Raw genomic sequence first — 26,322 nt, 5'->3', positions numbered from 1 at the left:
GGCAGAGACAGTATATTAGATGTTGTATTAAACGAAAATGGCTCGGCTTCGTGCTGATCTTGGGGACGGGACTGATGATGGGCGAGGCCTTCACGGTAGCCAAAGCGCAGTCGCTGACGGCCGATCCTGGGACTTGGCGGCCGATGTCCTACGCGGATCTGCAACGGCCGTCACAAGTGACAGCCACCTACACCGACATTTGGAAGGACGCGATCGAGGAGAACAACCGTAACTATCGCGCCCGGGGTGACGAGCGCTTTGCGGCCGGCAACGCACCGGTCACCGAAGCCCATTTCGTCATCTGGAGCGCGCGACGCTCGGTTGTTCTCAGCGCCCTCAACACCGTGACCGGCTGCGAGGTCAAGAGCGTCGATCGGGTCGCCCACGTGACGATCAAGCTCTGCCCTTTGCGCATGGCCGTCTACGAAGGCGTGCAGGTCCGCACGCTGGAGGCCGGCCGCGCTTGTTTTCTCGAGCCCGAAGCCCACGCGGCCGTCGATACGACCGCGACGGCGGCTTACGCCTCCTATGACGTTCCGACCAGGACGGTGAAGATCGGAATGATCGTCAATCATGCGGCCGTCGATGGGTGTTCCTTCAATGTGCCCCTGCACTAGCACCGGCCGATCGGCCCGAACCGTTCGCAGGAGAAATCCGACCATGCGCGCCACCGCCTCCTGGCTGACCTGTCTCGGCATTGCGGGGCTGATCCTTACGTCGCCGTTGAGCGCGGCGGAGATGAATTTTGCCTACAAGACGTCGTACCGCAACGTCGCCAAGGATCCCGACGGAATCTGGACGGGCAACGATCTTGCGATTGGCCCGAAGGGCACGGTGACGATCCACGAATACGTCCTGCACACGCCGAAGGGCGAGCTGATCGTCTCACAGATCTGGAACGAGGATTGTTCGTCCGGCACGTGTCCGACGCGGCTTGTCCGCGTCGGCGCCGACGGACGGCGCACGGTGCTCGTCACCGATCTGATGCATCAAATCGTACCGCCCGACGATCCGCGTTACGCCGATTTGGCTGCAAACAGGACGCTCACCCAATTTGCCCAACATCCGTTCGCGCTCAGCGACGACAGTATGACGCTCGTCAACGGGGACTATAAATTTCCGATCGCCGGAGCGAGGCCATGAGTGCGCGACAGGCAATCCGTCGCGCCATCGCCGACGCGGGTCTTCTCCTCTGCCTGTCGGCAGCGGCGGCTTTCGCCGGCGAGTCCGCCGCGAACTTGACAGCGGCCGGCATCCCGTCGAACTGCGCGGACTTCGCGTCCAAGGTCTCCGGCAGCGAGGGGAATTTCGGAACGGTCAACCAGTTCGGTTGCCTCGGCGCCTTCCAGTTCTGCCCGGGCACCTTCGAGCGCTATTACAGCGGCAGCGCCCAAAGCTTTCTCAACAATCCCTCCGCGCAGACGGCGGCCTGGACGCAATACGAACAGAATTCCTGGGCCCAGGCGCAAAAGAACGGGCTGACCTCAATCGTCGGCCAGCAGGTTTGCTCGGGCTCGAAATGCGCGACAATCGACCAGTCGTCGATCCTGATGGCTTGCCAGTTCGGTTGTGGGTCCAATGGAAAGCTCGCGAACTACGTGGCGAGCGGGGATTGCAACGCACGCAATGTCAAAGATGGAAACGGCGTCAGCGTGTGTACCTATTTGGTGCGCGGCGCAGGCTACGATGTCTCGTGTTTCACCGGACAGAACTCGACCGTCTGCGTCCAGGCGCCGACGGGACCAGGCGACTTTCCGACCTCGACCGGTGTTGCCGCGAATCCGCCGAGCGCTTCGACGGCCTCGGTCATCGTGAGCCCGAACGACGTCTGAACCGGTCAGTTGTTTTCTGATGGGTCGCGGATGATGAAAGGCGCGAAGAAGTTGAGCTGCTCTTCGGTCGCCGCACAAAGATCGCCGCCCCGGTAGTGAGCGTGCACCAAGGCCCAAAACACCACCTCGTCCGACCGGCCCGCAAACAGGGCCTTCTGCAAGGTTCGCCCAATCAGTGTGACAGCACGAATATGATCATATCGTGTGTGCAGTTCATGAGCGACGATCTTCGTATCGGCAGTCCGAATCACCTGCATTTCCTCCTGTTGCGCTGTTCTTGTTCTTGGGCTGCTCGTTCTCAAGCTGCCGACGGCCAGGACGTTGTCGTCAGCACAGGTGTCTCGCAACCGCGAGCATCGTGGAGCGCGGCCAAGGTTTCACGATTGAACGACATGCGCAGCGCGACGACTTCGTCGCGGCCAATGCGTTTGGGGAAGCCGAGCGGCCGCACGAAGAAGCGGAGCTGCATTGCAATCACCATCAGGCGCCAGTCGATGGCGACTGTGACGGTGTCCACGCGATTCACCATTCCCCATTCGACGACGCCTTGCGCCAGCTCGAGGAACGGACTGTCGCCGCGGGGGCGCATCTCACGTTGGCCGGGCGCGACGCAAAACCGCGTCCATTCGAAAACACGTGGGCCTCGCGGCGGACGCCGGCGGCATAAATCGCCAAGCACGTCGCTTAGGAGGTGCGGCCGGGTCGTGGGGAGCAGGCGCTGATAGCCCACGATGTCGTCACCACGCAGGCAGATTTGGTGAATCGCATGGGCGTCATCGAAGCGATCACGCTCCAGGCCATCAGGCTGGCGCAGATCGTCCCAACCCTTTTCGTCCACAAAGATCGCGTGGCGGAAGCGGTAGGCTCGATCCATCAGTGCGGCATGTCGACTGACGTCCGGGCCGGAAACAACCATCAGCATGGGAAACTCCTCGGCTGTTGAAACAAGCCGAGTGAGGCACGGTCGACGCCAGGGCGGTATGGCTACAAACCACCATTGCGGCGCGCCGCGCGCCGTGATTCCACCAATTCGGAGGTATTCTAAGAACGCGCGCGGCGCTGGACGTAACCGCGCCGTCTCTTGCGGGCGAGCCATGTGTCGAGCGCAACACGCTTCAGCCACCTGATCAAAGAATTCGCTATGGCGGCGCCCGGGAGTTCCAATTCGTCCCCACTCTCGTACCAGCGCGCTGTTACCGAACAATGTCGGTTCAACGGACAGCACATAAAACCGCGCCATGTTCATGGTCGGATCGACGCGTTCCAGTACGATGTGAATCCGGCCGAGATCGCCGGAATGAGGGGATGACATAGCGAATCGTCGCACCAGCCGATACGCCAAGTCCAATTGATATTTTGAATCAAAGCCGCAGGACTGATTCGTTGCGTCGATCGATCACGAGCGCGAGGCTGCCGGTGGAGGCCGCAGCATCATTCTAATCCGCCCACGCCGTGCCAAGCACTTTGGCGGTGTTGCTGAGAACCGACGCGACCTCGGGGCAAACGTATTTGTAAGCCTTTACGGAATACGGCTTCTTGATGATGACCGCGATGAGCTTCGCCAACTCGCCGAGCTTGTGTTCCTCGCCCTTGGCGATCGCGATGACCTTCATTCCGTATTTTCCATCGACGGTGTTCTCCGCCCACCATTTATCCACGGCGTCATTCCGGGGCATCGCCTTGCCAAGTTCGACGTGAACGAGTTCGCCTGAGAGAACCCGGAGCCCGACCGTGCAATACCAGAGAAAGAGTTCACCTCTCGCGTCGCGAGCAGCGTGGTCGCGGTCATCGCAAATGAAGAAGTCGCTCTTCTTCAAGTCCTTGATGCGTTTGTCGCCGAAACCGCCGAGCGCCTTGAACAGGTGGCCTTTCAGAGTGATGTCGTCCAACTGTGCCTCCGTCTCGGTTTCGCTGCGGTTAGTCGGCAAATCTCGATCAGATGATCGCGAGATCGAACGCGGTGATAATCGCGGCCAAGTCGCTGCGACACTCAACCAAACGCGGTGTTGCGTGGCCGACGAGCTTCGGCAACGCTCTATCGAATACGACGACGTTCGTTTCGCCGTTGAGCCGCGAGTCGTAGATGATCCCATCGGGCTGCGCCTCGTGCGACCAGACGGCGCGCGACCAGGCGCGTCCCAGGTCTTGCGAACGCGCGCGGGCGACGTCGGTTGGAATGCCCATGCGAATAAGCCCGTCGCCACGAAAGTCAACGAGGTTGAGCGGCGCCGCGACACGGATCTCGGCGCAGGTCCAGGCTTCGAGCTCGCGCCATTCGATCGGAAAGGTTTGCGTACGCCCTGCGCTCCGATCCCGAAGGATCGCTTCGACGAAACAGACTTTGACGCTGCTGCCGAGATAAACCACCCCAAAGCGTTCGGGATGAACCAAGCCGGTCTCGGGGTCGCTGAACCGGCTGGGCCCGAACCCATAGCCGAGCGGATCGCGAAATCGCGTCTGGTAAAGCCGGCGCCAGAGCGCGCCGCGCCCGGCCTCGGTGAGGACAAGCGGGCGCGATTCGAAGCCGGGCGGCGGCAGCGGGTCTGTCGGAGCTGTCGTCAGGGGAAAGCGCCCCGACCGGCCGACTCCGCAGCCGCCAGCACATCGGCGACCTGCCCTGCCCTCAGCGCCTCGAGACCCGTGCGGCCGGCGAGCTCGCTGTGCTCTTCCAGCAAGAAACGATACACGGACCACGGACGCTCGCCGAGGGCCTCGAAAAGCTGTGGCAGGCTCGGAATAAGCTCACCGGACGTGCTGACTTGCCATTTTGGGAATCGGACGCCGCGCTTCGGCCCCTCAAGGCCCAGAACCTCATGGCGCCGGCGCTTCTTGTGCACGGTTTCCCGCGTCGCCCCGATCTCATCGGCGAAGGCATCGGCCGACAGCATGTCGGGGCTGTTCAGGATTTGTGCGACCCGCACCGATCCTCGCTGGCGTGCGGCGGCCAGCGCGACGTCGAGTTCGTCCGACGGCGCGGCTGTAACCTCCTCAACCGCGATGCGCGGGCTTGCGGCCGCCGGATCGACCTCGACCGTCATGCGAACCGACCTGCCCGTCCGTTCCGCGCGCTTCACGGCGTCGACAAAGCCGGAGAGAAGGCCGCGCGTCGTCTTCCGGGTGACAATCTTCTTGTCGAAACCCGAAGCCAGCGATGTTGCGAATTTGAGCGTCAGCGGTTCGCGCCGATCAGCTCGTCCGCGGGACTCGCCGCCCTTTTTCCGTGTAACCGGCATGAGCCACCTCCGCCCCCAATATGGTGGCTTTCGTCAGGTTCGTCAACTTTGTCAGGGGGGCGGCCGCCAGGTCAGGTCGCCGGAGGCGCTAGTTGTCGCACTTGCGGCAGAAACGGCTCTGATCGTCCGCCGGAACGCCGATCCCGTGGCCTTTGGGCACGTAGCCCAATTCGTCACAAAGATCGCGAAAGGCCACGCGGCAGCGTTCCTTATCGGCCTCGGCGACGTCGCATTGCCGGCCTTGCTCCTCGTCTGAGAGGCCTTCCGGCCGGCAGACCGGGCAAGTTGCGCGATGAATCGTCCGCTCCCAGGCCACCAGGGCATCGACGTAAGCGCGATGCGCGGCGATCGCCTGGGTTTCAAGCCCTTTTCTATGTTCATTCCCGGCGCTGCCCACCGATCTCTCCCCCGGTAAGGATATGTCTGCGGTACGCCCCCGCAAACGATCCCTCTCTGACTCTTGGTGATCGGGGAGTTGGAAACCGTACGAAACGGCCCTGTGGCCTTTAGTTCGGGTGAACCTGTTGCATACGCCACAGGCTCCCCGACCATAAGGTCAAGGAGTGCGGCGCCGTAACGGCCGGCACCAAACCGTTCGTAGGGGTTTCCACGCCCCAGGGCGGCGCGTACCGCCCCGAGCGATTCATAACCGCTCGTCGGCCGGCGTTCTAGGTCTCTTCGGGAAATGACTGATTGCTGATCGTTTCTGGTGGCATCCAAACGGTCGCCGGTCGCCGGTCGGCCGTTTCGGCGGGGCGGCGAAGGGCAATTGGTCGCGCCACGATTCGCTGCCGTTGTCCCGAACCCCATCCATCGGCCTGGTGCGTTTGGCTCCCCCTCCCATGCTGCACTGCGCTGGGTATCAGAGGCGCCGACGTTCAGATAGGTCCCGCTTTGTCTTTTCCCGATCGAACGGTCTCGACTTGTAGAGAGCCCTCCGGAAGCGGTCGCAGCAACTCCCTCTCCGGACGCGTCAGATAGATCCAGTGCGCCCAGTCCGATGGTCGCAGCACCACGACCTGTCGATCGTGATAGGGCTCGACGTCCGGCCCCGGAGACGTGGTCAACATGGTGAACGCTGGCGGTGCATCGCCCTTCCCTTCGCGCCAGATTCCGGCAATCGCCATGAACGGCGCATCGTTTAGCGCAAAACGGTGCTTTGCTTTTGGATATTTCTTGCCGGTGAATTCGAAGAAGGCCGAGGCAGGAATCAGACAGCGATGGCTGTTTTCGAAACTGCGCTTCTCCGAGCGAAAATTAAACACCGGGCTGGCACGCGGTCGCGAGGGCGGAAATCCAAAGTTCATCGCCACCAACTCGATGCCGTTGCCTGCCGCCCGCATGACGGGACCGAGATCATTGATTCGAATGTCATCGGCAATCGGCAAATCACGTTCTGATTGTAAGGTTGGAACGCCGAGTTCCAACGCCTGCATCATCTTGCAGTACTCGTGCCACAAGATGTGCTGTTCATAATCGTTGCACATGGCTCACTATATATGTGTCCTCGAGCATCCTTCGAAAATGCAGTCGGGCGTCGCCCCTTCGGGGCCGGGCTGGCGGCTACGCTGAAGCCCCGCAGGCGGGTCTTCCCCCTCGCGGGCAGCCATCCCTGACGCCAAAGAGCAGAAGGCCGCCAATTCCAGACCAGACCCAGCTTAACGATTGGATTTGCGGCCCCAAACGCTAAACTTCCCCCAACAAGTCCGATTCTATCGGTTCTTCCCGCATGATCATCTGTGCCGCGTAGGTCCTGCACGTCAATTGGTCTCGGGTCATAGACAAACATGGCGGAAGCCGCATTCAAACTCGCAGCATCGGCCGGCTCGACATACCGCGAGCTGCCGCAAAACATTGAGGCCGAGCAGGCTTTGCTTGGCGCCATCCTCATCAACAATGACGCCTATTACCGGGTTGTCGACTTTCTGAAGGCGAACCATTTCTTCGAGCCCCTGCACGGCCACATCTTCGAAGTCATGGGCGAGTTGATCCGCTCCAACCGGATCGCCAATCCGATTACGCTGAAGGCTTTTCTTCCCGCGACGATCGACGTTGTAGGCTTCTCAGTTGCCCAGTACCTTGCTCGTCTGGCTGCGGAAGCGACGACGGTCATCAATGCGCCCGACTACGGCCGGACGATCTACGATCTCGCCGTGCGACGTGAATTGATCAAGGTCGCCGAAGACATGCTCAGCAGCGCATTCGAAGCGGCAGTCGATAGCGCTCCGCGGGAGCAGATTCAGCATGCCGAACAGCTTCTCTATGAGATCGCGGAAACCGGCCGGTACGGCGGAGGCTTCGAGACGTTCGAAACCGCGCTCGACAGCGCCATCGACAGAGCGGCGCAAGCTTATGAATCCGATGGCAAGCTCTCCGGGCTGGCAACCGGGCTAAAGGACCTGGACGCCAGGCTCGGTGGTCTTCAACCGACCGATCTTATTGTGATCGCCGGTCGCCCCGGCATGGGAAAAACCGCCCTCGCCACCAACATCGCATTCAATGTCGCAAGCGCCTATGATTCGACACGACAGGTCGACGGCGCGCTGCAGCCCGGCGCCGGCGGCATTGTCGCTTTCTTTTCCCTGGAGATGTCGTCGGAGCAGCTTGCGACGCGGGTGCTCGCCGAGCAGGCCGAGATTTCCTCCTCCAACATCAGGCGCGGCGAAATCGGCGAGACCGAATTCAGCCGGCTCCTCGACCACCGCCAAAAAATGCGCCGGCTGCCGCTCTTCATCGATCAGACCGGCGCGATCTCGATTGCGCAGCTCGCGGCACGCGCGCGCCGCTTGAAGCGACAGCGAGGTCTCCACCTCGTCATCGTGGATTACATTCAACTCATGCAGGGCAAATCCCCGCGCGCGGCACAGAACCGTGTGCAGGAGATCACCGAGATTACGACGGGGCTGAAAGCGCTGGCCAAGGAACTCAACGTCCCGGTCATCGCGCTGTCGCAGCTCTCACGCGGTGTCGAAAACCGCGACGAAAAACGCCCCCAACTCTCCGATCTTCGGGAATCCGGCTCAATTGAGCAGGACGCCGACGTCGTGATGTTTGTCTATCGCGAAGAATACTATCTCAAGAACAAAGAGCCGAGGGCCGGCACCGACGAGCATTTCGCCTGGAAATCTGAGATGCGGGATGTGCGCGGCAAAGCCGAGGTGATCATCGCGAAGCAGCGCCACGGCCCGACCGGGACAGTGGCGATGACGTTTCAAGGCGAGTTCACCCGGTTCTTCGATCTGGCGAACCAGAACCAGTTGCCGCAGCGATCCGAATAGCCGACCGGCTCTTACCTACCGGACCTCGCGTTGCGAGCCGCGGATCTCTTCACTCGCAGCCTTCAATCAGCAGCAGCCGTCGTCGCCTCAAGAGGCCAGCGCGGATGTCGCATGACGTTGCGTGGACGAGGCGTCGTTCGTTGAGACTGTGACATTCGGGGCCCTGCTTCCGGGGAAGGACCACCCCGCTCTCGAAGGGGCTTTCCTTGGTCCGGGCGCGGCCTTCCACGATCAACCCGCAAGGGGTTCGCTACGCAAAGCGTGCGACCTCTTCGGCTGCGCCTGCGAGATGACCGCGGCCGTGCCCGAACACATCGGCGCCTGTCGAGCGGGGATGGTCCCCGCCCCAAGACGGGAGCCTCACGATGTCGCAGAATCTCACCCTCGCTCAGAATCACGCCCTCGATCTCGCCCGCACGCTCATGGTGCCGGTGACGCTGTTCGAAGTTGACGGCGCGTTCGGCGTGATGCCGACGGCGGAGCTCGAGCAGGATGAAGTGACCGTCATTCACGAATACGACCCATGGTCCCCGGCTCATTGAGCCGGGTGACCGGTGCCGCTGGCGCCTTGCCGCAGGCAAGGGAAGCTGCGCCGCGGCTGGAATCCAACATGTTGGACCGCTTGTCATCGCGCCCTTGCCTCCGGCAGGCTTCGCGGCCGGTCGGTCCCGTTCCGGGCCTGCGGAACCAGAAGAACCAACCGAAGAAAGGACCGGGTGGCGGCAAGCGCGCCCGGTGTGGAGATATGGAGAAGAAAGATATTGAAGAGCTGCGCACCAAGGTGGCGTGCGCAGCCGTGCTCGAGAAAGATGGTTGGAAGATCGACCTCAAGGAAAGCACGCGACGCGCGCTCAAATATCGGCGTGGGGCCGATATCATCATCGTGATACACGACGGTCGCGGCTGGTTTGATCCGTTGTCGTCGGCCAAAGGCGATGTCGTCGATCTCGCTGAGCATCTTGGCGCCAAGGGATTCCCCGCGGCTTGCGATCATGTCGCTGACTTGGTTGGGTTCATCCCGACAGCGCCGGCCTGGACGCAAGCCCCGAAACCGACGCCGATAGCCTCTATCGCCAATCGTTGGTCCCGCCGCTCGCTGCCCAGACCGGGCTCCGCCACCTGGCGGTATCTCACCGGCGAGCGCTGTATCCCTGACAGCGTGATCGCCGCAGCCGTAGCTCAAGGCTGCCTGCGGGAGGGGCCGCAGGGCAGCATGTGGGCTGCGCACGATGACCTCGCCGGCCATATCATCGGCTGGGAAGAACGTGGTCCGCGCTGGCGTGGCTTCGCCACCAACGGGACCAAACAGCTCTTCCGTCTCGGTCCGATTGACGCCCCGCGGATTTGCGTCACCGAGGCCGCGATCGATGCCCTGAGCCTCGCTGCGATCGAGGTTCTGCGATCCGATACGCTATATGTGAGCACCGGCGGCGGCTGGTCGCCGGCGACGGAGCTGGCGATCCGCAGTTTGGCGAGGCGCGCTGACGTCCGGCTTGTCGCCGCGACGGACAACAATCGGCAAGGCGACGTCTATGCCGATCGTATTCGCGGCATCGCGGCAGAGGCGTCAGCATTCTATGCGCGATCGCAGCCGCGTACGGGCGACTGGAATGAAGACCTGAAGAATCTGGTTGCCCGCCTGGACAACGAACTGGTCCGGGCCAGCGCGTAGGTCGATGCCGCCTGCCGGTCGGCGCGTCAAGGGAAGCTTCGCCCGCGTACCGCGGCCCTTGACCCGCCCAACCGGAGAGGCGGCCGCCCGAAGGGTGTTTGCAACACCCAAAGGGAAGGATCGACCATGCCTCTGTGGACCATCGAAACCACTTATCGCCTGCCGGTCTATCGTCACAAGACCTACGAGGCGAACACACTCGCGCAAGCCTGCCGTCTCGCCATCGAGGATGATGATTGGAGCCAGGAAAAGCGAGACTACGAATCCGGCGGCGAAACCTACGTGACGGGAATCTGGTCTGGCTCGGACGCAGCTTATAGCGGCGACTCCCATGCCATTCCGTCACACTATACCGAAGCGCATCAGCGGCTCGCGCAGCACTTCGAGGTGCTGCTCGGCCTGGTCAAAGTCCTGGCGAATCCGAATGAGGGATCGCCGGACCAGAACTTCTGGCGGGAGCGCGCCCAGCCTGCCATCGCCAAGGCCGAGGCGATCCTCGCCGGCGCCCGCGATCCCGACACGACGGGAGATGCGTCATGACTGAATATGTCGTGAAGATCGGCTTTTGGCTCCGGGCTTATGACAGCCTCACCATCGAGGCTTCGTCCGACGCGGACGCGATCGACAAAGCCAAGGTCGCCGCCAAGAACGCAATGGCGTCGATGGCGCAGCCCGAGCACATCGATACCGACGAACGTCGCGAAGGTGTCATCGCCTTCATCGACCGGGTCACGGTCGATGGCAGAAAACCGGTCGTCGAGGACGTCGTATTCGACGACGATCGGATCCACGCGCCTCAGCACCAGGCGGAATCGTGAGCTCCGTGTCGACGCGTTGCTGCTGACGGCAGTCCGTCGCGTCTTGCCGGTGAATTGTTTGAATCCCTGCCGAGCCATCGAGTCCTGGCCGCCAAGCGTCGGGCATTCGCTGGACGCAGCGCCTTGCCAGTCAACGGACAAGCCGTTCCCGCATCGAACCCGATGCGTGACAGGCAAGGCCTGGCTGCGTCCGGCCGCGCATCCAACGCAACGCGGTCAGGAGCGACGGACAATGTGCAGGGTTCTCAACAAACATCACGCGGGGATTCCGGCAGGCGCCGTCTATATCGGTCGCGGCTCGAAATGGGGCAATCCGTTTCGGATCGGCCCCGACGGCAGCCGATCGGCCGTGATTGCGAAATACGAACGCTGGCTTGCAGATCAACACGATCTGTTGCGCGGGCTCGACGAGCTGCGTGGCCGCGACCTCGTCTGCTTCTGCGCGCCGCGGGCGTGCCACGGCGATTTGCTGCTTCGGCTCGCAAATGCGACGCGCGACGCGCGGATCGCATGGTGGCGCGCAGTCAATACAGCCGCGTGAGCGGAGGAGGCGCGGAAGGAGAAATAGGGCGGATGAACCGTTGCCGCATGTCCGTCCGGCGCGTCAAGGGTCCGCTTCGCCTGCGTTCCGCAGCCCCTGACCCGCCGGACCTGTGATGCGGCCCGCCTGGAGATGTCTGCAACATCTTCAGAAAAGGGCAAGGCAATGGACAGAAAGGAAATCGCGATCGCGCTCCTGCGCGCGATCGGCATCCAGGAATTGGGATACGCGCTCGACGGTGGCGGCGACTCGGGTGATTCGACGCTGGAGCGGATTCAGCATGTCGATGGCCGCTTGCTCGACAAGCTCCCTGAGATACCGACCGGCGTCGATGGCTCAGGCCGGCCACGCATGCTCTCGTGGCTCCTTGACGATCTCGTCGCCGATCTTCCCGGGGGCGATTGGGTCAACAACGAGGGTGGCTACGGCACCGTCACCATTCGGCCCTTCGAGGAGGATGAGGATCTTCGCTTCGAATGCGACATGACGTTTCGCGATGAGGGCGACTATGGCGACGAAAACGACGAGGAGGAATTCGAGGACGAGGATTTCGACGCCGACGATGATGACGCTGAGAACGGCGAGGTGCGGCCATGAACGCCTCCACCTGGTCCATGCTCGAAACTTCCGCGTTCGAGACGCTTGTCGGTTGCTGCGAAGCCCTCGCTCGCCGTAGGGCGGATACTCGTGTCGCGGGGTTGGTCGCGCTGATGGCGCTATCACAGGCCCAGCTCGACGCGGAAGTGTATGACAACTGCCTCGAAGCCGAGCTTCACGTTGATCCGACGCCATCGGCGCAAGGTCCCGCGGCGGAGTTGCTGAATCATATCGCCTGTGTCGTGAGCGACGTCGCGCGCCGGGCGCGTGGCGAGACGCAGCTCGACATTTCGGCCCGCCTTGACGATTGGGGTTACGCCCTTCTGATGGCGGACCTTCTCAACGGCGGCGCGTGCGAAGTCGAACTCACGCGGATATCCGAAAGTGTCGGCACTGCGCTAACGCGCGTTCACAAGCGCGTCGAGGAGCTCTGCACGCAGCACCTCCGCGCTGTGCTGGAGCGCGATGCGCCCCAGGCTGCTTTCTTGTCGCGCGGCCTCACTGTGCAGGCCGAGTGGTTGCTCGTGCCGCAGCTCTCCGGCGATCCATCCCGGCCAGACATCCTGATCCGACGCGCGCAAGCTGGGCGCCTCTTCGGGAGCCTCGTCTCCGTGTTGCGAGAGCCGGCCATCACGCAGATCATCGATCGCGGCGAACCACTGACGCCGGCGCTTGCTGGACATCTTGGATTGACGGAGGCCGAGCTGCGCGCGTTTCGCGGCGCGCGCGACATGCGTGCATCGATCGAGCAATGGGACGATTTCGCGGTCGCAGCACGGCGCCTCAAGACGTATTCGGTCCCGCGCCATCAATGGCCGGGCGCCGGCCAGCCGGAACGACCGGCCGTGTGGCAAAAATCGCCGTGGCTCGGATCGCCTCGCACGCATCTGATCCGTCCCGACTATCTCGAGGAAAAGGAAGCGGGCGTTCAAGACGCCATCCTCGCGCTGAAGGACGACATCCTGCGTCCGCTCGTTACCAATCGCAGACCGGCCGCCGTTTCGCGCGACACTGTCATCGCACAATTCGTGAACGAACTCGATTTTCCACCAAGTCGACGCGGCAGCATGGACTATCGCGCATTCCTTCTCGGTCTGCATCAGGCCATCGTCGGGACGCGCAAGCCGAAGGCGTTCCAGGAAGCGGCCGCGCTCTGGCATCGCCGCGCCGCGTCGCTCTCGGCGCTGCGCCACGAGCATACGGCGGAGCGACCCGGCTGGCCGGCGCTCTGTGCGCCCTGGCGATCGTGCGATGGCCGCTACGACGTTGTTGCGCTGACCTCGGCCAGCGATCTGGTGATCGAGGGCAACGAGATGCAGCATTGCGTCGGCGGCTATTATGATGTCTGCCGTCGCGGCGATACGCAAATCCTGTCGGTGCGCCGTGACGGCCGCCGCGCCGCGACGGTCGAGGTCGCGCTCGAAGGGCCGATCGAGGCACCGGCGCTGAAGGTCGGTCAATTCAAGGCGATCCGGAATACCCGACCGGCCGATGATCTGCATGATGTGCTTCGCGACTTCCTGCGCGATGTGCGTTCGCAGGCCCATGCCATGAACGACGTGACGCTGGCCCGCTATCGCCGGCGCATGCACAAGCGCGGCGATTATGCGTGGCGCAGCGACGCGCTGCCATTGGATCACGCGCGCGAAGCCTATCCGCTCTACCGGCCGCTCCTGCCGCGTCCGGCGCCGTCAAGCTTCGATCTCTGGTGCGTCGAGAGCGGTCTGGTCGACACCATCGACCGGGCCTTCGCGGCGCTGCTCGGGAAGCCCTCTGCGTCCCGGCGCTGACCCCGTCCCTTCACACCCACAACTCCAAGGAGGCAATCATGCACCCCTACGATCACGCACGCTCGTCCGCACGTCGCTTTGGCGGACAATGGCAGGACTACTATCCCTGCCATGCCTGGTTCGATGCGACGAAATCGATCCAGTGCCGATTCACGCATCGCGCGCTGCGGCATCACCTCGAGGGCGTCAAGGAAGCATTCGCCATCTTTGGGCCCACGATCCAGAACAGCGACGGCGCCAAGGTCGATCTTCGGCAAGTCGGACTTCAGCACCTCGACGAGGATTGCGGCATCATCTCTCAGGCGTGCGACTGGCTGATCGACCTCGATGCGCCGGATTGGCTTCCACAGGAGACGTGCGAAGCCACCGAACTTGCGGTGTCCAGCGCGCAGCGATTTGGCGGCGAGCCCGGGCATTATCGCGCTCTGCACGACTGGTTCCTAGCGACGCAGAGCTGGTGCGCCGGCGCCGAGCACCTGCTGTTTCGCCATCACAGCTTCGGCATCTTCGAGGCCGAGAGCCGCTTCGGACCCGCGCTCGATATCGGCGGCGACCGGTGCGTGCCGACGCGCGTGGTGGCAGAGCGCCACGTGCAGAGGGTGCTTGGCCGCGTTCCGGCAGCCATCGATGTGCTGCGTCGGATCAAAGGCGCCCGCTGGATGCTTCAGGCGACTTCGCCGCAGAAGCTCGGTCTCGACTGAAACCCATCGTCAATCCTTGAGGAGAAGAACCATGAGCAATCCCGATATCCGCAATTTCGTCGTCGTCTCAACCGCGCACCTCACCGAGCTGACGGCGCACACCCTCGACGCGACGCCGGCCAAAGAGTGGCCGTGCGTCGGCGGGCCCTACGGCGACTACGGGTGGTTCGTCTATGCCCATGAAGAGAACGACCAGGGGCCGGACCCGATCCCTGACGACCTCTTCGGCGTCATGACATGGGGACGCAAGCATGGCTTCGACTACATCCTCTTCGATTGTGATGGCGATCTCGTTGAGGCCCTGCCGAGCCACGATTGGTGATGCGGCCCATGACGTTGTTTGCGCAAGACGCGCATGCAGACGCGGCCGATGGGCGCGGGGCGGCGCAGAACAGCGGAAAACCAGAGGGGAGTTGCAAAGAAGAAAATGGAAACCCCGCTGCCGCATGCCCGGCCGGCGCGTCAAGGGTAAAGCTTCGCCCGCGTGCCGCGGCCCTTGACCTGCCGGACCGGAGAGGCGGCCGCCGAGGAGGTGTGACGAAGGACTGAAGTGATGAGGAGATCAGGCGGATCGCTCGCGCTTCAGCCCGGCCAGGCTGAAAGGAGCCGCCGATGCACACCTCATTCACCATTCGCAAGATCTTCGAAGGCGTCGCGACGCGTCCGGAAATGTATCGCATGTTCAACCGCCATCGCGGCGATCCGGCGTACGCCGAGGGCGACGCGGGTCATCTGTTCGCCGGCGAATGGTTCGAGATCGCTGAGCCCGAGCATGACTATATGCTCGAGATTCTGCCGCCGCTGTGGATGCGCGCCGACATGTTCGCGATGCGCGAATTCATGACGGGCAATGTCACCAGCATCTTCTTCTCGCTCTGGATCGATGGTCGCCAGCGCTTCTTCCACGGCTATTGCGATCTTTCCGATCGTGGCTCGCCCGAGCGCATGAAGCAGGCGATCGTCGAGCGCGAGTCCCGGCCGATCCGCGCCATGACGCGCGACGAGCGCCTCGATCACATCTGGTCGAGCACCCATGATGACTATCGCGGCTACGCCGGTCCGCGCTGGCCCGCGGCGTTGCAGGGCAAGCGCACGGTGCTGGTGTTTTGCGGAAGCGTCGGGACGGTGCTGAAGCTCCTCGATGATCTCACGGATGACGAGATCGCCGCCAAGCTGCCCGTGCAGCTCCGCCACCTTCCGCCGCTCGCGGCCTGAGCGAAGGAGCGGTCCCATGCAAGGCACCTATGATCGCCTTCGCGTCCATGTCTTTGCGTCGTGGCGCGATGTCGTGCGGGCCGCCAACACCCGCATCGCCAGGAAACATCGCCGTGGCTCAGCGATGAGAGAAGCGCGCAAGCGCTTCTACCGCGAAATGCTCGGCTGCCATCAAAGGCACCAGGAGCTCGTCCGCACCTTCCGGCTCTGAGACCCCATCAGGGCCTGTCCCGTCCATCCCGGCACGTCTCGCATCCCGCCGCGCACGAGCGGCGGGGCGATGGCGCGTGCCTTCATCACAAGGAGATTCCAATGGCGCAAGATGATCCCTTCACTCTCGATCTGTTCGGCAGCACCGCACTGTCGTCCGGTCTCGGCCTCGGCGTGACCGCCTTCGCCGACAGCGCGGCGGGCCCGGACACCGACGATCCCGACTCGTCGGCAATCGCGCCCGCGGCTGCTGCCGTCGCGGCGGTTGGCCGCACGACGGCAGCCACGTGCCGTGAACGCGGAACGAACTTTCATCTCGCCGGCGACCGCACCCTGGCGAAGGGCTGGAAGGACCGCGCCCGCGACAACATCGCGGCCATTCGCCTTGCCGCGACCGTCAACGCTGATGCGCGGCCTGCGACCGCCGAGGAGCAAGCGAAGCTCATTTGTTTCACGGGATTCGGCGCGTCCGAACTTGCCAACTTCGTGTTCCGGCGGCCGCGCGAGACGGATTTTCGCAAGGGTTGGGAGGCGATCGGGGAGGATCTGCAGGGCGCTGTCGACGATCTCGACCACGCCTCGCTCGCCCGCTGCACCCAGTATGCACACTTTACGCCGGAGTTCATTATCCGCGCGATCTGGACAGGCCTTCGCAGATTCGGCTGGCGCGGCGGCCGTGTGCTTGAGCCCGGTATTGGGACGGGTCTGTTTCCGGCGCTGATGCCTGAGGGGCTGCGTGCGATCTCCCATGTCACGGGAATCGAACTTGATCCCGTGACGGCGCGCATCGTGCGGCTATTGCAGCCACGGGCGCGCATCATCGCTGGCGATTTTGCACGCACCGAATTGCCAGCGAACTTCGACCTCGCGATCGGCAATCCGCCGTTCTCCGATCGGACTGTGCGCTCGGATCGTGCGTATCGATCCATGGGTCTGCGCCTGCATGACTACTTCATCGCGCGGGCGATCGACCTGCTGAAGCCGGGGGCGTTGGCCGCCTTCGTCACGAGTGCGGGCACGATGGACAAGGCGGACACCGCCGCACGCGCACATATCGCCAAGTCGGCGGACCTGATCGCCGCGATCCGACTGCCTGACGGCAGCTTCAGCGCCAGCGCTGGCACCGACGTCGTCGTCGATGTCCTGTTCTTCCGCAAGCGCAAGATCGGCGACGCGGAAGGCGATCTGTCGTGGCTCGATCTCGACGAGGTCCGCCCGGCGACAGATGACGAAGGCGCTATCCGCGTGAACCGCTGGTTCGCGAAGCATCCGCAGTTCGTGCTCGGCACGCATGCGCTCGCCTCCGGCCCCTTTGGCGAGACTTACACATGCCGACCGCGCGAGGACCAGGAGCTCGACGCAGCACTTTTAGCCGCGATCGGTCTCCTTCCGGCGGCGATCTATGACGGCGAGCCCGAGGTCGTCGATCCCGAACTGGACGATGCAATCGGTCCCTCTGGCGTTAATCTTCCATGCGATCGGCATGTTCGCGAGGGCAGCTATTTCTTCGACAAGGCGCACGGCCTGATGCAGGTGCTCGACGGCGAGCCTGTCGAGGTGAGAGCTCGCAAGGGTCGCAGCGCCGACGGCATTCCGGAGAAGCACGTCCGCGTCATTCGTAAGCTGATCCCGATCCGTGACGCCGTGCGGGAGGTTCTGAAAGCCCAAGAGCTCGACCGGCCGTGGAAGGACGCGCAGGTCCGCCTGCGCATCGCCTGGTCGAGCTTCGTCCGCGACTTCGGGCCGATCAATTTCACGACCGTCTCCATGACGGAAGACGAGGATACCGGCGAAGTGCGGGAGACGCATCGCCGGCCGAACATCCAGCCATTCCTCGACGATCCCGATTGCTGGCTCGTGGCCTCAATCGAAGACTATGACCTGGAGACGAACACGGCGAAGCCCGGTCCCCTCTTCACCGAGCGCGTGATTGCCCCGCCGGCGGCGCCGGTCATCGCCAGCGCGGTGGACGCCCTCGCCGTCGTCCTCAACGAGCGCGGGCATGTCGATGTCGATCACATTGCGGAACTGCTGCACCGCGCCACGGAGGACGTCGTTGCCGAACTCGGTAGCGCGATCTTCCGCGATCCCGCCGACGGCTCGTGGAAGACTGCCGACGCGTATTTATCGGGTCACGTTCGCGACAAGCTGAAGACGGCGGAGGCGGCTGCCGCGCTCGATCCCTCTCTCGAACGCAACATTGCCGCGCTGGCCGCCGTGCAACCCGCCGACCTCAAACCGTCCGACATCACCGCACGTCTCGGCGCGCCGTGGATTCCGGCCGCGGACGTCGTCGCATTCGTCAAGGAGACGATGGACGCCGATATCAAGATCCACCACATGCCCAAATTGGCCTCGTGGACCGTGGAGGCACGCCAACTCGGATGGTCGGCGGCCGGAACGTCGGAATGGGGCACGGACCGCCGACACGCGGGTGAGCTTCTCGCCGACGCGCTCAACAGCCGCGTGCCGCAGATCTTCGACACGGTCAAGGACGGCGACAGCGAGCGGCGCGTCCTCAACGTCGTCGACACCGAGGCGGCGAAGACGAAGCTGGCGAAGATCAAGGACGCGTTCCAGCGCTGGATCTGGTCCGATCCCGACCGCACCGACCGGCTGGCGCGCGTCTACAACGACCGGTTCAACAACATCGCGCCACGGGCCTTCGACGGCTCCCACCTGAAGCTTCCCGGCGCCTCTGGCGCCTTTGTTCTTTATGGGCACCAGAAGCGCGGCATCTGGCGGATCATCTCGGCGGGCTCGACCTATCTCGCGCATGCCGTCGGCGCCGGCAAGACCATGACGATGGCCGCCGCCGTCATGGAGCAGCGCCGGCTCGGGCTCATCGCCAAGGCGATGCTCGTGGTGCCCGGCCATTGCCTCGCGCAGGCGGCCCGGGAGTTCCTCGCGCTCTATCCGAACGCGCGGATCCTCGTCGCTGACGAGACAAACTTCACTTTAGCCAAGCGGCACCGCTTCCTGTCGCGCGCGGCAACCGCGACCTGGGACGCGATCATTATCACGCACAGCGCGTTCCGCTTCATCGCCGTGCCGTCGGCGTTCGAGCAGCAGATGATCCACGACGAGCTGGAGCTCTACGAGACGCTGCTCACGAAAGTGGAGAGCGACGACCGCGTCTCCCGCAAGCGCCTCGAGCGCTTGAAGGAGGGCTTGCAGGAGCGGCTGGAGTCGCTGTCGACGCGCAAGGACGATCTCCTGACCATCTCCGAGATCGGCGTCGACCAGATCATCGTCGACGAGGCGCAGGAGTTTCGGAAGCTCTCCTTCGCCACCAATATGTCGACGTTGAAGGGCGTCGACCCGAACGGTTCGCAGCGCGCCTGGGACCTCTACGTGAAGTCGCGCTTCGTCGAGACCAAGAATCCAGGCCGCGCGCTCGTCCTCGCCTCGGGCACGCCGATCACCAACACGCTCGGCGAGATGTTCTCGGTGCAGCGCTACCTCGGCTACGCGGCGCTCAGCGAGCGTGGCCTGCATGAATTCGACGCCTGGGCGTCGACCTTCGGCGACGTCTCGACCGAGCTCGAACTGCAGCCGTCAGGCAAGTACAAGCCGGTGACGCGCTTCGCCACCTTCGTCAATGTTCCGGAACTGATCGCCATGTTCCGATCCTTCGCGGACGTGGTGATGCCCGAGGACCTGCGGCAGTACGTGAAGGTGCCGTCGATCTCGACCGGCAAGCGGCAGATCCTCACCGCGAAGCCGTCGGCGGCGTTCAAGCGCTACCAGGCGCTGCTCGGCGAGCGCATCAAGGCGATCGAGGAACGCGACCGCGCGCCTGAGCCGGGCGACGACATCCTGCTATCGGTTATCACCGACGGCCGCCATGCGGCGATCGATCTTCGCCTGGTCGACCCGGACAACGACAATGAGGCCGACAACAAGCTGAACCAGCTCGTCGGCAATGCCTTCCGCATCTGGAGCGAAACGTCCGAGCGCAGCTATGTCCGCTCCGACGGCAAGCCGTTCGACCTGCCCGGCGCCGCACAGATGATCTTCTCGGATCTCGGCACCATCAGCGTCGAGAAGTCGCGCGGCTTCTCGGCGTATCGCTGGATCCGCGACGAGCTCGTCCGCATGGGTGTGCCGGCCTCCGAAATCGCCTTCATGCAGGATTACAAGAAGTCGGATGCAAAACAGCGCCTGTTCGGCGACGTCCGAGCCGGCAAGGTCCGCTTCCTGATCGGCTCCTCCGAGACCATGGGGACCGGCGTCAACGCCCAGCTCCGCCTCAAGGCCCTGCACCACCTCGACGTGCCCTGGCTTCCGTCACAGATCGAGCAGCGCGAGGGCCGCATCGTGCGCCAGGGCAACCAGCACGACGAGGTCGATATCTTCGCCTACGCGACCGAGGGCTCGCTCGACGCGCAGATGTGGCAGAACAACGAGCGCAAAGCTCGCTTCATCGCCGCGGCCCTTTCCGGCGACACCTCGATCCGCCGGCTCGAGGACATGGGCGAAAGCCAGGCCAACCAGTTCGCCATGGCGAAGGCGATCGCGTCCGGCGACCCGCGGTTGATGCTGAAGGCGGGCCTCGAAGCCGATATCGCACGGCTCGAACGCCTGCGCGCCGCCCATATCGATGATCAGCACGCGGTGCGGCGCCAGGTCCGCGATGCCGAACGCGACATCGAATATTCGACGCGCCGCATCGGCGAAATCGGCCAGGACATCGCGCGCCGCCGCCCGACCGCAGGCGACGCCTTCACGATGACGGTGACGGGCGACACGCACGGCGAGCGCAAGCTCGCAGGCCGCGCACTCCTGAAGGAGATCCTGACGCTGGTCCAGCTCCAGCAGGAAGGCGAGAGCGTGATCGCCGCTATCGGCGGGTTCGACGTCGAGTACAGCGGCGAACGCTTCGGGCGCGATGGCTACCGCTACACCACGATGTTGCAGCGAACGGGCGCCGACTACGAAATCGAACTGCCGGTGACGGTGACGCCACTCGGCGCGATCGCCCGTCTCGAGCACGCGCTTGATGATTTCGAGGGCGAGCGCGAGCGCTTCAGCCAGCGGCTGGCGGACGCGCGCAGGCGGCTTGCCTCCTACCAGTCGCGCGACGGCGGCGACTTCGCCTTCGCCGGCGAACTCGCCGAGAAGCGCCGGCAGCTCGCCGAGGTGGAGAAGGCATTGGCGGAGGACGGCGAGAGCGCGGGCGACATGGCCGCGGCCGCCTGATCACGGAATAGGAAAAAGGAAAAGAGGAAAGGCCCGCTCGCAGATCGGTCGGGCCGCCGACGCTAGCGCTCAACCGCCGCCTGCGCAATCCCGGCCCGTCGTCCTGCGCAGGGCTTTGGCCCTGCTCGTCCTGCCGGGCAGGGCTGCTCGCCCGCAGTTGCGCCGTCCCGTCCGCTCCGCGGGCCGGGGGATGTCTTCGGGAAGAAGACGATGAAGGGCCGGCAGCGCCGGTCCCAAACCCCCAAACGGAGAACTTCCATGAGACTGATAACGGTCGACCCACGCGCGCTGAAGCCCAATCCGGATCCGACACGACGCACGGCTGCGACACCGCAGGCGGATGCGCTACTGCTCGCCACGATCAAGGCGGTCGGTATCGTGCAGCCCCCGATCATCTCGCCGCAGCAGGACGGCGGCAACGGCTACTACATTCAATACGGCCATCGCCGCGTTTCGCAGGCGATCGCCGCGGAACTGGCGGAGATCGAGGTGCTCGTCGCCGATCCGGAGGCCGACAAAGACGCGCTCCGCGCCATCGTCGAGAACGTCGCCCGCGAGGGTATGAACCCGGTCGATCTCTGGCGTTCGATCGAGCGGCTGGTTGGGCTTGGCTGGACGGAGGAATCGATCGCCATCGCGCTCGCCCAGTCCGTGCGTCAGGTCCGCAAGTTGCGGCTCCTTGCGAACGTCCTGCCGGCGATGCTTGACCAGATGGCCCGGGGCGACATGCCGAGCGAGCAGCAGTTGCGTATCATCGCCGCCGCGACCGACGAAGAACAGGCGGAGGTCTGGAAGAAGCACAAGCCGAAGAAGGGCCAGCCGTCCGTTTCCTGGAACGATGTCGCGCGGGCTTTGACGCGGACGCGCATGTATGCGCGCGACGCGAGCTTCGACGAGGACCTCGCCAAGGCCTACGGCATCGTTTGGCAGGAAGACCTGTTTGCGCCGGCAAATGAGGACAGCCGCTACACCACGGATGTCGAGGCCTTTCTTGGCGCCCAGCACGAGTGGATGGCCAACCATCTGCCGAAGCGTGGCGCGATCATCGAGGTCAACGAATGGGGGCAGCCGAAACTGCCGCCGAAGGCCGAACGCGTCTACGGCAAGCCCGGTAAATCCGACCACGTCGGCATGTATCTCGATCGCGCCGGCAAGGTCGAGACAGTGGCCTATCGGATTCCGAAGCCGGACAAGAAGACCAAGGGTGCCACGGCCGGAAACGACGACGCGACCGTCGTGGCGAAGCCGAGGCCGGACGTGACGCGCAAGGGGCATGAGATGATCGGCGACATTCGCACCGATGCCTTGCACGAAGCGTTCTCTCGCGCTCCGATCGAGGAGGATACTCTTCTCGCTCTGCTTGTTCTCGCCCTCGCCGGTCAGAACGTCAGCATCTCCTCGGGCGCGTCCGACAACCCCTACGGCCATGCACGGGTCGAGCGACACGCCGTTCGGCTCATCTCGCAGGAGGGCAAGCTCGCCTTCGACCGGGAAACCCTGCACCAGGTGGTCCGTTCCGTCCTCAGCGACGTCCTCTCGTGCCGTGAGAACCGCTCGGCCAGCGGCGTCGTCGCCCAGATCGCCGGCGAAGCAATCGGCGCGGACGCCTTTCTGCCGAACATGGGCACGGAGGAGTTTCTGTCCTGCTTGTCCCGTAGCGCGCTCGAGGGCGCCTGCCCCGGCACGTCGATCCTGCCTCGCCCGCGGGTGAAGGACACCAGGGCCGAGCTCGTGAAGCATTTTGCCGATGGCCGGTTCGTTCATCCGAGCGCGCTGTTCGCCCCGCCGCTCGAGAAGGTCACGGCGTGGGTCGAGCGCTTCTCCGGCGACACGGATCCGGACGATGAACTCGACGCTCCGTCGGCGGAGTCCGATCTGGGTGCCGACGATGGAGAAGCCGAGGACGACACGCCCACGGGCTTCGCCGAAGCCGCCGAATAACGGCAGCTCCACAGCTTCAAACGATCTCCGCCGCCGGCTCCCAAGCCGGCGGCGGTTCTGTTTCTTCATCACCGACAGGAGGACATCATGTCCGCGCAATCGATCTTCGACCAAGCGCCGATTGGCGCACTCATCCGCTATTCGGACGGCACGCCGCGGCCGCCGCAGCGATTCAAGAACAAGCTCGCGGCCTGGGAAAACAGCAACAATGTCGGACGTCTCGTCCGCAAGGCTGCTGCCCACACGATCGGCAATCACACGACACCGGCGAGTTTCACCCTGCACCAGGGCGATTTCGGCAGCGCTGGCGTGGTGGTGCTCAGGGTGTTCAAGACCTTTTCGGTGGGTTCGCCATTGACGTTCACCGTTGTCGAACGACCGAGGCCGGGCGCAGTGCGTGTTCTCGATCGCGCGGGCGAGGGCGCCGAACTGCTGCATCTTGCCGAAAATCGCGCGGCCGCGCAGGCGTGGCTCGCTTCGCATCGCTACGCAGACGCCGTTCTCGACGAGGTCACCGACGACGATGCGACGGCAAGCGCCGCCGAAGGGAGGGCCGCATGACCGCGCCTAGATCCTCCGACCAGGCCAACGATCGCACCCCCGCCGAGGCGGGGGTTTTGTTTGCCCGCACGAGCGATGGCCTTCTCGTCGCGAAGGTCCGCGACAATGCCTTCGCCATGATGCCGTCGGCACACGGCGGATACTATCTCGCCTCGGCCTGGCTCTTGTCGCGGCCGATGGAAAAATGGACGCGGGCCGATTTCTACGGCCACGGCGGCGAACTCGCGGACGAAGCCGCCTTTCATGCCCGCATTCACGAGAATGCCGAGCACCAGCGCCAGCGCGCCGCCCTCGCTCGCCGGGAAATCCGCTCCGGCGCGCATACGCCCTGGGGCGCCTCGCAATGCGCGACCGTCTATGCCGATGGCGTGGTCTCCCATTCGACCGCCGGACACGGCGGCTTTCATCTCGACGCCGCGCACAATGCAAAGGTCCACCCTACCCTCCGCGCGCGCGGCGGCTGGTACGAAGAAGACTGCGCCTGGGCGGCTGTCGCGCAGGCGCTCCCGGAATTGTTCACGGACTACGAGAGGCGCTGCGCGGATCAAACCATCCGCGACTGGTATCCCGACGCGTGGGAGGCGATTCACGGGCGCCAACTTCTGCCCGGCGAGTCTCACGAGAAGGATCGCCGCACCTTCGAGCGAGACCACGCCTCGGACTGGATCGTGATCTCGGCCATCCGCTCCGATCACCATCCCGGCATGACGGAATGCGTCGCCACGCTCGGCGGCGATCGCGGGGCGGCCGAGCAGCGGCGCTATCTCGTCCCGTCCGACGAGTACCACGTCGGCCGCTTCGGCTTCGTGATCAATGCGGCGCGCCATCAGCTCTACGCCGGTCCCTCCAACTTCGTCGGATGGAGGTGACCCATGCCCTGGCGCCTCATCGCCAAAGCCTTCGGCTGGCGCACGGCCTCTGACGAGGACGGCGATACCCCGATCCTCGTCGTCTGGCATCCCCGGCTCAGACGGCATTTCACAGGTTCGGATGCTTGGAGGCGCGCCGTGCGTCTCTCCATCCACGCGCCGAAACCCTACCCGACCGACGCCAACAGAAAGGAGATTCGGTCATGAAAGCCTACCTAGTCGCCGTGAATCTCCTCGTGCAGGCGCATCATCGTCCGGAGAGCGCCATCGCTGACGCGCTCAACGGCATCCTGACGCCGGATATGCGCAAGCACGCTGGCGCCAATTCGGCGCTGATCGATTGGGTGATCGCGGGCGACGACATCGCATCGTCCATCGCGGCCGTCTCCCTCCCGGATGACTACATGCCGGACGAGTCGCCCTTCCCATTATGGCCCACGGGGACGGTGCGATGATCGAGCCTCCGCAGCGACGCATGCTGCTCTCGCGCATGGAAATCGCTCAAACCGAGACACAGCGCCATCTCGGCATTATCGAGCGGCAGATCGCAGCTCGGGCCGAACGGCTGACGATCACCGATCGGGCGAAACGCCGGCAACATGGCCGGGGCGCATCGACCTGGACAAGCACCGATGAGCGGCTGTTTCAGGAGCATGTCTCGGAGCTCACACTAGCCCGTCGCGCCGAGATCGACGCTCTCACGCGCAAGCTCGATCGGCAGGAAAGAGCGATCGCCGAGTTTCGCTCGCGGCACAGCGTTTCCACCGCGTGGCGGTGAGAAGCAGGGAGCGGCACCGAGCGAAGTGCACGCTGCGTGCGAGGAATGCGTGGTGCGCGATGGAGGAAACGTCAGTCTGACACGACCTCTCACGGTTTCCGCGGCGGTCAGACCCTTGGCCGCCACTCCCTCGGTTTGTGCTGCGGTCTGAACCGGCCGCGGTCCGCTTCAAGGGCAAGTCGCAAGCGATCGGTGGCCGCCGTCTCGTCATGGGGGGCCGCGTCCTTCGCAGGCCAAAAGGCCCGCTCGTCCGCAACCCGCCCATGCTCGCCTTGGCAGCCACCGCCCCCTGAAGTGGCCCGCTGAAGCCGGTTCTGGTCGACCGCACCCGAGGGAGCGACGGCCAAGGGCCCAATCGCTTCCAAAGGCGAAACCGAGAAAGGATCTCATCATGACCAAGACTGCCCGTTCCCCTCGCACCTCTGCCCGTGTCATCCCGCTCCGCCGCAGCACGACCCTCGAAATGGTCCACCTCGCCTGCCCCGACTCCGCCCAGGCGCTGCGGATCTCCGAGAGCTTCGGCCTTGCGATCCTCGACAGCGACGGCATTCGTAGCCTGCACGAGCGACTCGTCGTCGAGACCGCCGACGCCCTCAAGGACGGGCTCAGCGACCGCGCGATGGAAATCCACCTGCAGCGCATCGTCGGCTCCTATGTCGGTTCGGCCCACGGCGCCGGCCAGTTCTACTCCCGCGCCGTGACCGAGGCGCGCGAGGCCACCGCTAAGCTCGCCAACGACATGCGCGACGAAGACCTCGATGGTCCGGTCGGATTCGACAGTCAGTCGCAACGCAAGCGCGAGTTCGCGGCCGACATGGGTCTGCAGGCACACGCGCTCCGCATGGCGGCCGAGGGCGCTGTTGCCGCCTACGAACAAGTCATCGGCGAGGCCTGGAAGCCCTTCGAGCGGCAGGTCGAACACGCCGGTGAAACCGTCTCCAAGAAGGCCGCCGCGGCCCAGATGACGGCTTTCGACTAGCCGTCAGGGCGGGGCTTCGGCCCCGCCTTCTCACATCGAAACGTCCAGGGCCGGTCTTGTGACCGTCTATTAAACACATCTCCGAGCCCACGAGACGGACTCCTA

General features: G+C 64.2%; 30 protein-coding genes and 1 pseudogene. 23 read left to right on the top strand and 8 right to left on the bottom strand.

Annotated elements, in window-relative coordinates; all coding sequences use genetic code 11:
- Window positions 1-77: 77 nt before the first annotated feature.
- From Q0030_RS38200 to Q0030_RS38190, 3 genes are read left to right on the top strand one after another with little or no spacing between them, the layout of a single operon-like run.
- Window positions 78-617, top strand: coding sequence for a hypothetical protein (locus Q0030_RS38200; RefSeq protein ID WP_298379555.1), 540 nt, complete (start codon window positions 78-80; stop codon window positions 615-617).
- A gap of 43 nt (window positions 618-660) precedes the next feature.
- Window positions 661-1,143, top strand: coding sequence for a hypothetical protein (locus Q0030_RS38195; RefSeq protein WP_298379553.1), 483 nt, complete (start codon window positions 661-663; stop codon window positions 1,141-1,143).
- Complete coding sequence (locus tag Q0030_RS38190; RefSeq protein WP_298379550.1) at window positions 1,140-1,832, top strand: acyltransferase; 693 nt, start codon at window positions 1,140-1,142, stop codon at window positions 1,830-1,832. Before Q0030_RS38195 ends, Q0030_RS38190 begins: the two co-directional genes overlap by 4 nt.
- A 5-nt stretch (window positions 1,833-1,837) precedes the next feature.
- Here Q0030_RS38190 and Q0030_RS38185 read toward each other — a convergent pair whose 3' ends face one another.
- From Q0030_RS38185 to Q0030_RS38155, 8 genes and pseudogenes are all read right to left on the bottom strand, one after another.
- A complete protein-coding gene (locus Q0030_RS38185) occupies window positions 1,838-2,083 on the bottom strand; it encodes a hypothetical protein (protein WP_363323539.1) in 246 nt (81 codons plus the stop codon).
- 47 nt (window positions 2,084-2,130) lie between these two features.
- Window positions 2,131-2,754: an acyl-homoserine-lactone synthase gene (locus tag Q0030_RS38180; RefSeq protein ID WP_298379544.1), complete on the bottom strand. Its 624-nt coding sequence runs from the start codon at window positions 2,752-2,754 to the stop codon at window positions 2,131-2,133.
- A 198-nt stretch (window positions 2,755-2,952) separates the two neighbouring features.
- Window positions 2,953-3,144, bottom strand: a pseudogene (locus Q0030_RS40650) (WGR domain-containing protein); the annotation flags it as partial.
- A gap of 124 nt (window positions 3,145-3,268) precedes the next feature.
- Window positions 3,269-3,721 (bottom strand): hypothetical protein, encoded by a 453-nt coding sequence (locus Q0030_RS38175; protein WP_298379541.1) that lies wholly within the window; start codon window positions 3,719-3,721, stop codon window positions 3,269-3,271.
- Window positions 3,722-3,767: 46 nt separating this feature from the next.
- Window positions 3,768-4,370 (bottom strand): RES family NAD+ phosphorylase, encoded by a 603-nt coding sequence (locus tag Q0030_RS38170; RefSeq protein ID WP_298379614.1) that lies wholly within the window; start codon window positions 4,368-4,370, stop codon window positions 3,768-3,770.
- Between the two features lie 20 nt (window positions 4,371-4,390).
- The gene (locus Q0030_RS38165) at window positions 4,391-5,065 is read right to left on the bottom strand and encodes a hypothetical protein (RefSeq protein WP_298379539.1); all 675 of its coding nucleotides are present in this window, start codon (window positions 5,063-5,065) and stop codon (window positions 4,391-4,393) included.
- An 88-nt stretch (window positions 5,066-5,153) separates the two neighbouring features.
- Window positions 5,154-5,462, bottom strand: a complete 309-nt coding sequence (locus tag Q0030_RS38160; RefSeq protein ID WP_298379537.1) for a hypothetical protein — start codon at window positions 5,460-5,462, stop codon at window positions 5,154-5,156.
- Between the two features lie 481 nt (window positions 5,463-5,943).
- Window positions 5,944-6,552 carry an SOS response-associated peptidase family protein gene (locus tag Q0030_RS38155; protein WP_298379534.1) on the bottom strand — a complete coding sequence of 203 codons (609 nt, stop codon included), beginning with the start codon at window positions 6,550-6,552 and terminating at the stop codon, window positions 5,944-5,946.
- A gap of 300 nt (window positions 6,553-6,852) precedes the next feature.
- Here Q0030_RS38155 and Q0030_RS38150 point away from each other — a divergent pair, with 300 nt between their 5' ends.
- The 20 genes from Q0030_RS38150 (at window position 6,853) to Q0030_RS38055 (ending at window position 26,217) form a co-directional block, all read left to right on the top strand.
- On the top strand, window positions 6,853-8,343 hold the full coding sequence (locus Q0030_RS38150) for a replicative DNA helicase (protein ID WP_298379531.1): 1,491 nt from the start codon (window positions 6,853-6,855) through the stop codon (window positions 8,341-8,343).
- Window positions 8,344-8,708: 365 nt separating this feature from the next.
- Window positions 8,709-8,885 carry a hypothetical protein gene (locus tag Q0030_RS38145; protein ID WP_298379528.1) on the top strand — a complete coding sequence of 59 codons (177 nt, stop codon included), beginning with the start codon at window positions 8,709-8,711 and terminating at the stop codon, window positions 8,883-8,885.
- A gap of 203 nt (window positions 8,886-9,088) precedes the next feature.
- Window positions 9,089-10,015, top strand: coding sequence for a DUF3991 and toprim domain-containing protein (locus Q0030_RS38140; RefSeq protein ID WP_298379524.1), 927 nt, complete (start codon window positions 9,089-9,091; stop codon window positions 10,013-10,015).
- 126 nt (window positions 10,016-10,141) lie between these two features.
- A complete protein-coding gene (locus Q0030_RS38135) occupies window positions 10,142-10,555 on the top strand; it encodes a hypothetical protein (protein WP_298379521.1) in 414 nt (137 codons plus the stop codon).
- Window positions 10,552-10,833 carry a hypothetical protein gene (locus Q0030_RS38130; RefSeq protein WP_298379518.1) on the top strand — a complete coding sequence of 94 codons (282 nt, stop codon included), beginning with the start codon at window positions 10,552-10,554 and terminating at the stop codon, window positions 10,831-10,833. Before Q0030_RS38135 ends, Q0030_RS38130 begins: the two co-directional genes overlap by 4 nt.
- A 232-nt stretch (window positions 10,834-11,065) precedes the next feature.
- Window positions 11,066-11,374: a DUF4326 domain-containing protein gene (locus tag Q0030_RS38125; RefSeq protein ID WP_298379516.1), complete on the top strand. Its 309-nt coding sequence runs from the start codon at window positions 11,066-11,068 to the stop codon at window positions 11,372-11,374.
- A gap of 165 nt (window positions 11,375-11,539) precedes the next feature.
- Window positions 11,540-11,971, top strand: coding sequence for a hypothetical protein (locus Q0030_RS38120; RefSeq protein ID WP_298379514.1), 432 nt, complete (start codon window positions 11,540-11,542; stop codon window positions 11,969-11,971).
- Window positions 11,972-12,084: 113 nt separating this feature from the next.
- Window positions 12,085-13,761, top strand: a complete 1,677-nt coding sequence (locus tag Q0030_RS38115; protein ID WP_298379511.1) for a PcfJ domain-containing protein — start codon at window positions 12,085-12,087, stop codon at window positions 13,759-13,761.
- Between the two features lie 38 nt (window positions 13,762-13,799).
- Window positions 13,800-14,462, top strand: coding sequence for a hypothetical protein (locus Q0030_RS38110; protein WP_298379508.1), 663 nt, complete (start codon window positions 13,800-13,802; stop codon window positions 14,460-14,462).
- A gap of 31 nt (window positions 14,463-14,493) precedes the next feature.
- The gene (locus Q0030_RS38105) at window positions 14,494-14,784 is read left to right on the top strand and encodes a hypothetical protein (protein WP_298379505.1); all 291 of its coding nucleotides are present in this window, start codon (window positions 14,494-14,496) and stop codon (window positions 14,782-14,784) included.
- Window positions 14,785-15,074: 290 nt separating this feature from the next.
- Complete coding sequence (locus Q0030_RS38100; RefSeq protein ID WP_298379502.1) at window positions 15,075-15,677, top strand: DUF1419 domain-containing protein; 603 nt, start codon at window positions 15,075-15,077, stop codon at window positions 15,675-15,677.
- A gap of 16 nt (window positions 15,678-15,693) precedes the next feature.
- Window positions 15,694-15,888, top strand: a complete 195-nt coding sequence (locus Q0030_RS38095; protein WP_211961872.1) for a hypothetical protein — start codon at window positions 15,694-15,696, stop codon at window positions 15,886-15,888.
- 101 nt (window positions 15,889-15,989) lie between these two features.
- The gene (locus Q0030_RS38090; RefSeq protein ID WP_298379490.1) at window positions 15,990-21,089 is read left to right on the top strand and encodes a lactate dehydrogenase; all 5,100 of its coding nucleotides are present in this window, start codon (window positions 15,990-15,992) and stop codon (window positions 21,087-21,089) included.
- A gap of 258 nt (window positions 21,090-21,347) precedes the next feature.
- The gene (locus Q0030_RS38085) at window positions 21,348-23,030 is read left to right on the top strand and encodes a ParB N-terminal domain-containing protein (protein WP_298379487.1); all 1,683 of its coding nucleotides are present in this window, start codon (window positions 21,348-21,350) and stop codon (window positions 23,028-23,030) included.
- 87 nt (window positions 23,031-23,117) lie between these two features.
- Window positions 23,118-23,591 carry a hypothetical protein gene (locus tag Q0030_RS38080; protein ID WP_298379485.1) on the top strand — a complete coding sequence of 158 codons (474 nt, stop codon included), beginning with the start codon at window positions 23,118-23,120 and terminating at the stop codon, window positions 23,589-23,591.
- On the top strand, window positions 23,588-24,460 hold the full coding sequence (locus Q0030_RS38075; RefSeq protein WP_298379482.1) for a hypothetical protein: 873 nt from the start codon (window positions 23,588-23,590) through the stop codon (window positions 24,458-24,460). The genes Q0030_RS38080 and Q0030_RS38075 overlap by 4 nt, the downstream gene beginning before the upstream one ends.
- A 3-nt stretch (window positions 24,461-24,463) precedes the next feature.
- A complete protein-coding gene (locus tag Q0030_RS38070) occupies window positions 24,464-24,667 on the top strand; it encodes a hypothetical protein (RefSeq protein ID WP_298379479.1) in 204 nt (67 codons plus the stop codon).
- Window positions 24,664-24,915, top strand: a complete 252-nt coding sequence (locus Q0030_RS38065; protein ID WP_298379476.1) for a hypothetical protein — start codon at window positions 24,664-24,666, stop codon at window positions 24,913-24,915. Before Q0030_RS38070 ends, Q0030_RS38065 begins: the two co-directional genes overlap by 4 nt.
- On the top strand, window positions 24,912-25,238 hold the full coding sequence (locus Q0030_RS38060; RefSeq protein ID WP_298379473.1) for a hypothetical protein: 327 nt from the start codon (window positions 24,912-24,914) through the stop codon (window positions 25,236-25,238). Before Q0030_RS38065 ends, Q0030_RS38060 begins: the two co-directional genes overlap by 4 nt.
- A gap of 391 nt (window positions 25,239-25,629) precedes the next feature.
- Window positions 25,630-26,217, top strand: coding sequence for a hypothetical protein (locus Q0030_RS38055; protein ID WP_298379471.1), 588 nt, complete (start codon window positions 25,630-25,632; stop codon window positions 26,215-26,217).
- Window positions 26,218-26,322 lie beyond the last annotated feature (105 nt).

The organism is uncultured Bradyrhizobium sp., assembly GCF_947648125.1.
GTDB lineage: Bacteria > Pseudomonadota > Alphaproteobacteria > Rhizobiales > Xanthobacteraceae > Bradyrhizobium.
This window is presented reverse-complemented; position numbering and strand designations above follow the sequence as displayed.

Excerpts from the sequence above, each read along its gene's own strand:
- Q0030_RS38145 (WP_298379528.1), top strand. The coding sequence starts at position 8,709 with ATGTCGCAGAATCTCACCCTCGCTCAGAATCACGCCCTCGATCTCGCC.
- Q0030_RS38195 (WP_298379553.1), top strand. The coding sequence starts at position 661 with ATGCGCGCCACCGCCTCCTGGCTGACCTGTCTCGGCATTGCGGGGCTG.
- Q0030_RS38130 (WP_298379518.1), top strand. The coding sequence starts at position 10,552 with ATGACTGAATATGTCGTGAAGATCGGCTTTTGGCTCCGGGCTTATGAC.
- Q0030_RS38090 (WP_298379490.1), top strand. The coding sequence starts at position 15,990 with ATGGCGCAAGATGATCCCTTCACTCTCGATCTGTTCGGCAGCACCGCA.
- Q0030_RS38100 (WP_298379502.1), top strand. The coding sequence starts at position 15,075 with ATGCACACCTCATTCACCATTCGCAAGATCTTCGAAGGCGTCGCGACG.
- Q0030_RS38080 (WP_298379485.1), top strand. The coding sequence starts at position 23,118 with ATGTCCGCGCAATCGATCTTCGACCAAGCGCCGATTGGCGCACTCATC.
- Q0030_RS38180 (WP_298379544.1), bottom strand. The coding sequence starts at position 2,754 with ATGCTGATGGTTGTTTCCGGCCCGGACGTCAGTCGACATGCCGCACTG.
- Q0030_RS38125 (WP_298379516.1), top strand. The coding sequence starts at position 11,066 with ATGTGCAGGGTTCTCAACAAACATCACGCGGGGATTCCGGCAGGCGCC.
- Q0030_RS38055 (WP_298379471.1), top strand. The coding sequence starts at position 25,630 with ATGACCAAGACTGCCCGTTCCCCTCGCACCTCTGCCCGTGTCATCCCG.
- Q0030_RS38110 (WP_298379508.1), top strand. The coding sequence starts at position 13,800 with ATGCACCCCTACGATCACGCACGCTCGTCCGCACGTCGCTTTGGCGGA.
- Q0030_RS38060 (WP_298379473.1), top strand. The coding sequence starts at position 24,912 with ATGATCGAGCCTCCGCAGCGACGCATGCTGCTCTCGCGCATGGAAATC.
- Q0030_RS38165 (WP_298379539.1), bottom strand. The coding sequence starts at position 5,065 with ATGCCGGTTACACGGAAAAAGGGCGGCGAGTCCCGCGGACGAGCTGAT.
- Q0030_RS38095 (WP_211961872.1), top strand. The coding sequence starts at position 15,694 with ATGCAAGGCACCTATGATCGCCTTCGCGTCCATGTCTTTGCGTCGTGG.
- Q0030_RS38115 (WP_298379511.1), top strand. The coding sequence starts at position 12,085 with ATGGCGCTATCACAGGCCCAGCTCGACGCGGAAGTGTATGACAACTGC.
- Q0030_RS38190 (WP_298379550.1), top strand. The coding sequence starts at position 1,140 with ATGAGTGCGCGACAGGCAATCCGTCGCGCCATCGCCGACGCGGGTCTT.
- Q0030_RS38150 (WP_298379531.1), top strand. The coding sequence starts at position 6,853 with ATGGCGGAAGCCGCATTCAAACTCGCAGCATCGGCCGGCTCGACATAC.
- Q0030_RS38075 (WP_298379482.1), top strand. The coding sequence starts at position 23,588 with ATGACCGCGCCTAGATCCTCCGACCAGGCCAACGATCGCACCCCCGCC.
- Q0030_RS38140 (WP_298379524.1), top strand. The coding sequence starts at position 9,089 with ATGGAGAAGAAAGATATTGAAGAGCTGCGCACCAAGGTGGCGTGCGCA.
- Q0030_RS38065 (WP_298379476.1), top strand. The coding sequence starts at position 24,664 with ATGAAAGCCTACCTAGTCGCCGTGAATCTCCTCGTGCAGGCGCATCAT.
- Q0030_RS38070 (WP_298379479.1), top strand. The coding sequence starts at position 24,464 with ATGCCCTGGCGCCTCATCGCCAAAGCCTTCGGCTGGCGCACGGCCTCT.
- Q0030_RS38105 (WP_298379505.1), top strand. The coding sequence starts at position 14,494 with ATGAGCAATCCCGATATCCGCAATTTCGTCGTCGTCTCAACCGCGCAC.
- Q0030_RS38085 (WP_298379487.1), top strand. The coding sequence starts at position 21,348 with ATGAGACTGATAACGGTCGACCCACGCGCGCTGAAGCCCAATCCGGAT.
- Q0030_RS38120 (WP_298379514.1), top strand. The coding sequence starts at position 11,540 with ATGGACAGAAAGGAAATCGCGATCGCGCTCCTGCGCGCGATCGGCATC.
- Q0030_RS38200 (WP_298379555.1), top strand. The coding sequence starts at position 78 with ATGGGCGAGGCCTTCACGGTAGCCAAAGCGCAGTCGCTGACGGCCGAT.
- Q0030_RS38135 (WP_298379521.1), top strand. The coding sequence starts at position 10,142 with ATGCCTCTGTGGACCATCGAAACCACTTATCGCCTGCCGGTCTATCGT.
- Q0030_RS38155 (WP_298379534.1), bottom strand. The coding sequence starts at position 6,552 with ATGTGCAACGATTATGAACAGCACATCTTGTGGCACGAGTACTGCAAG.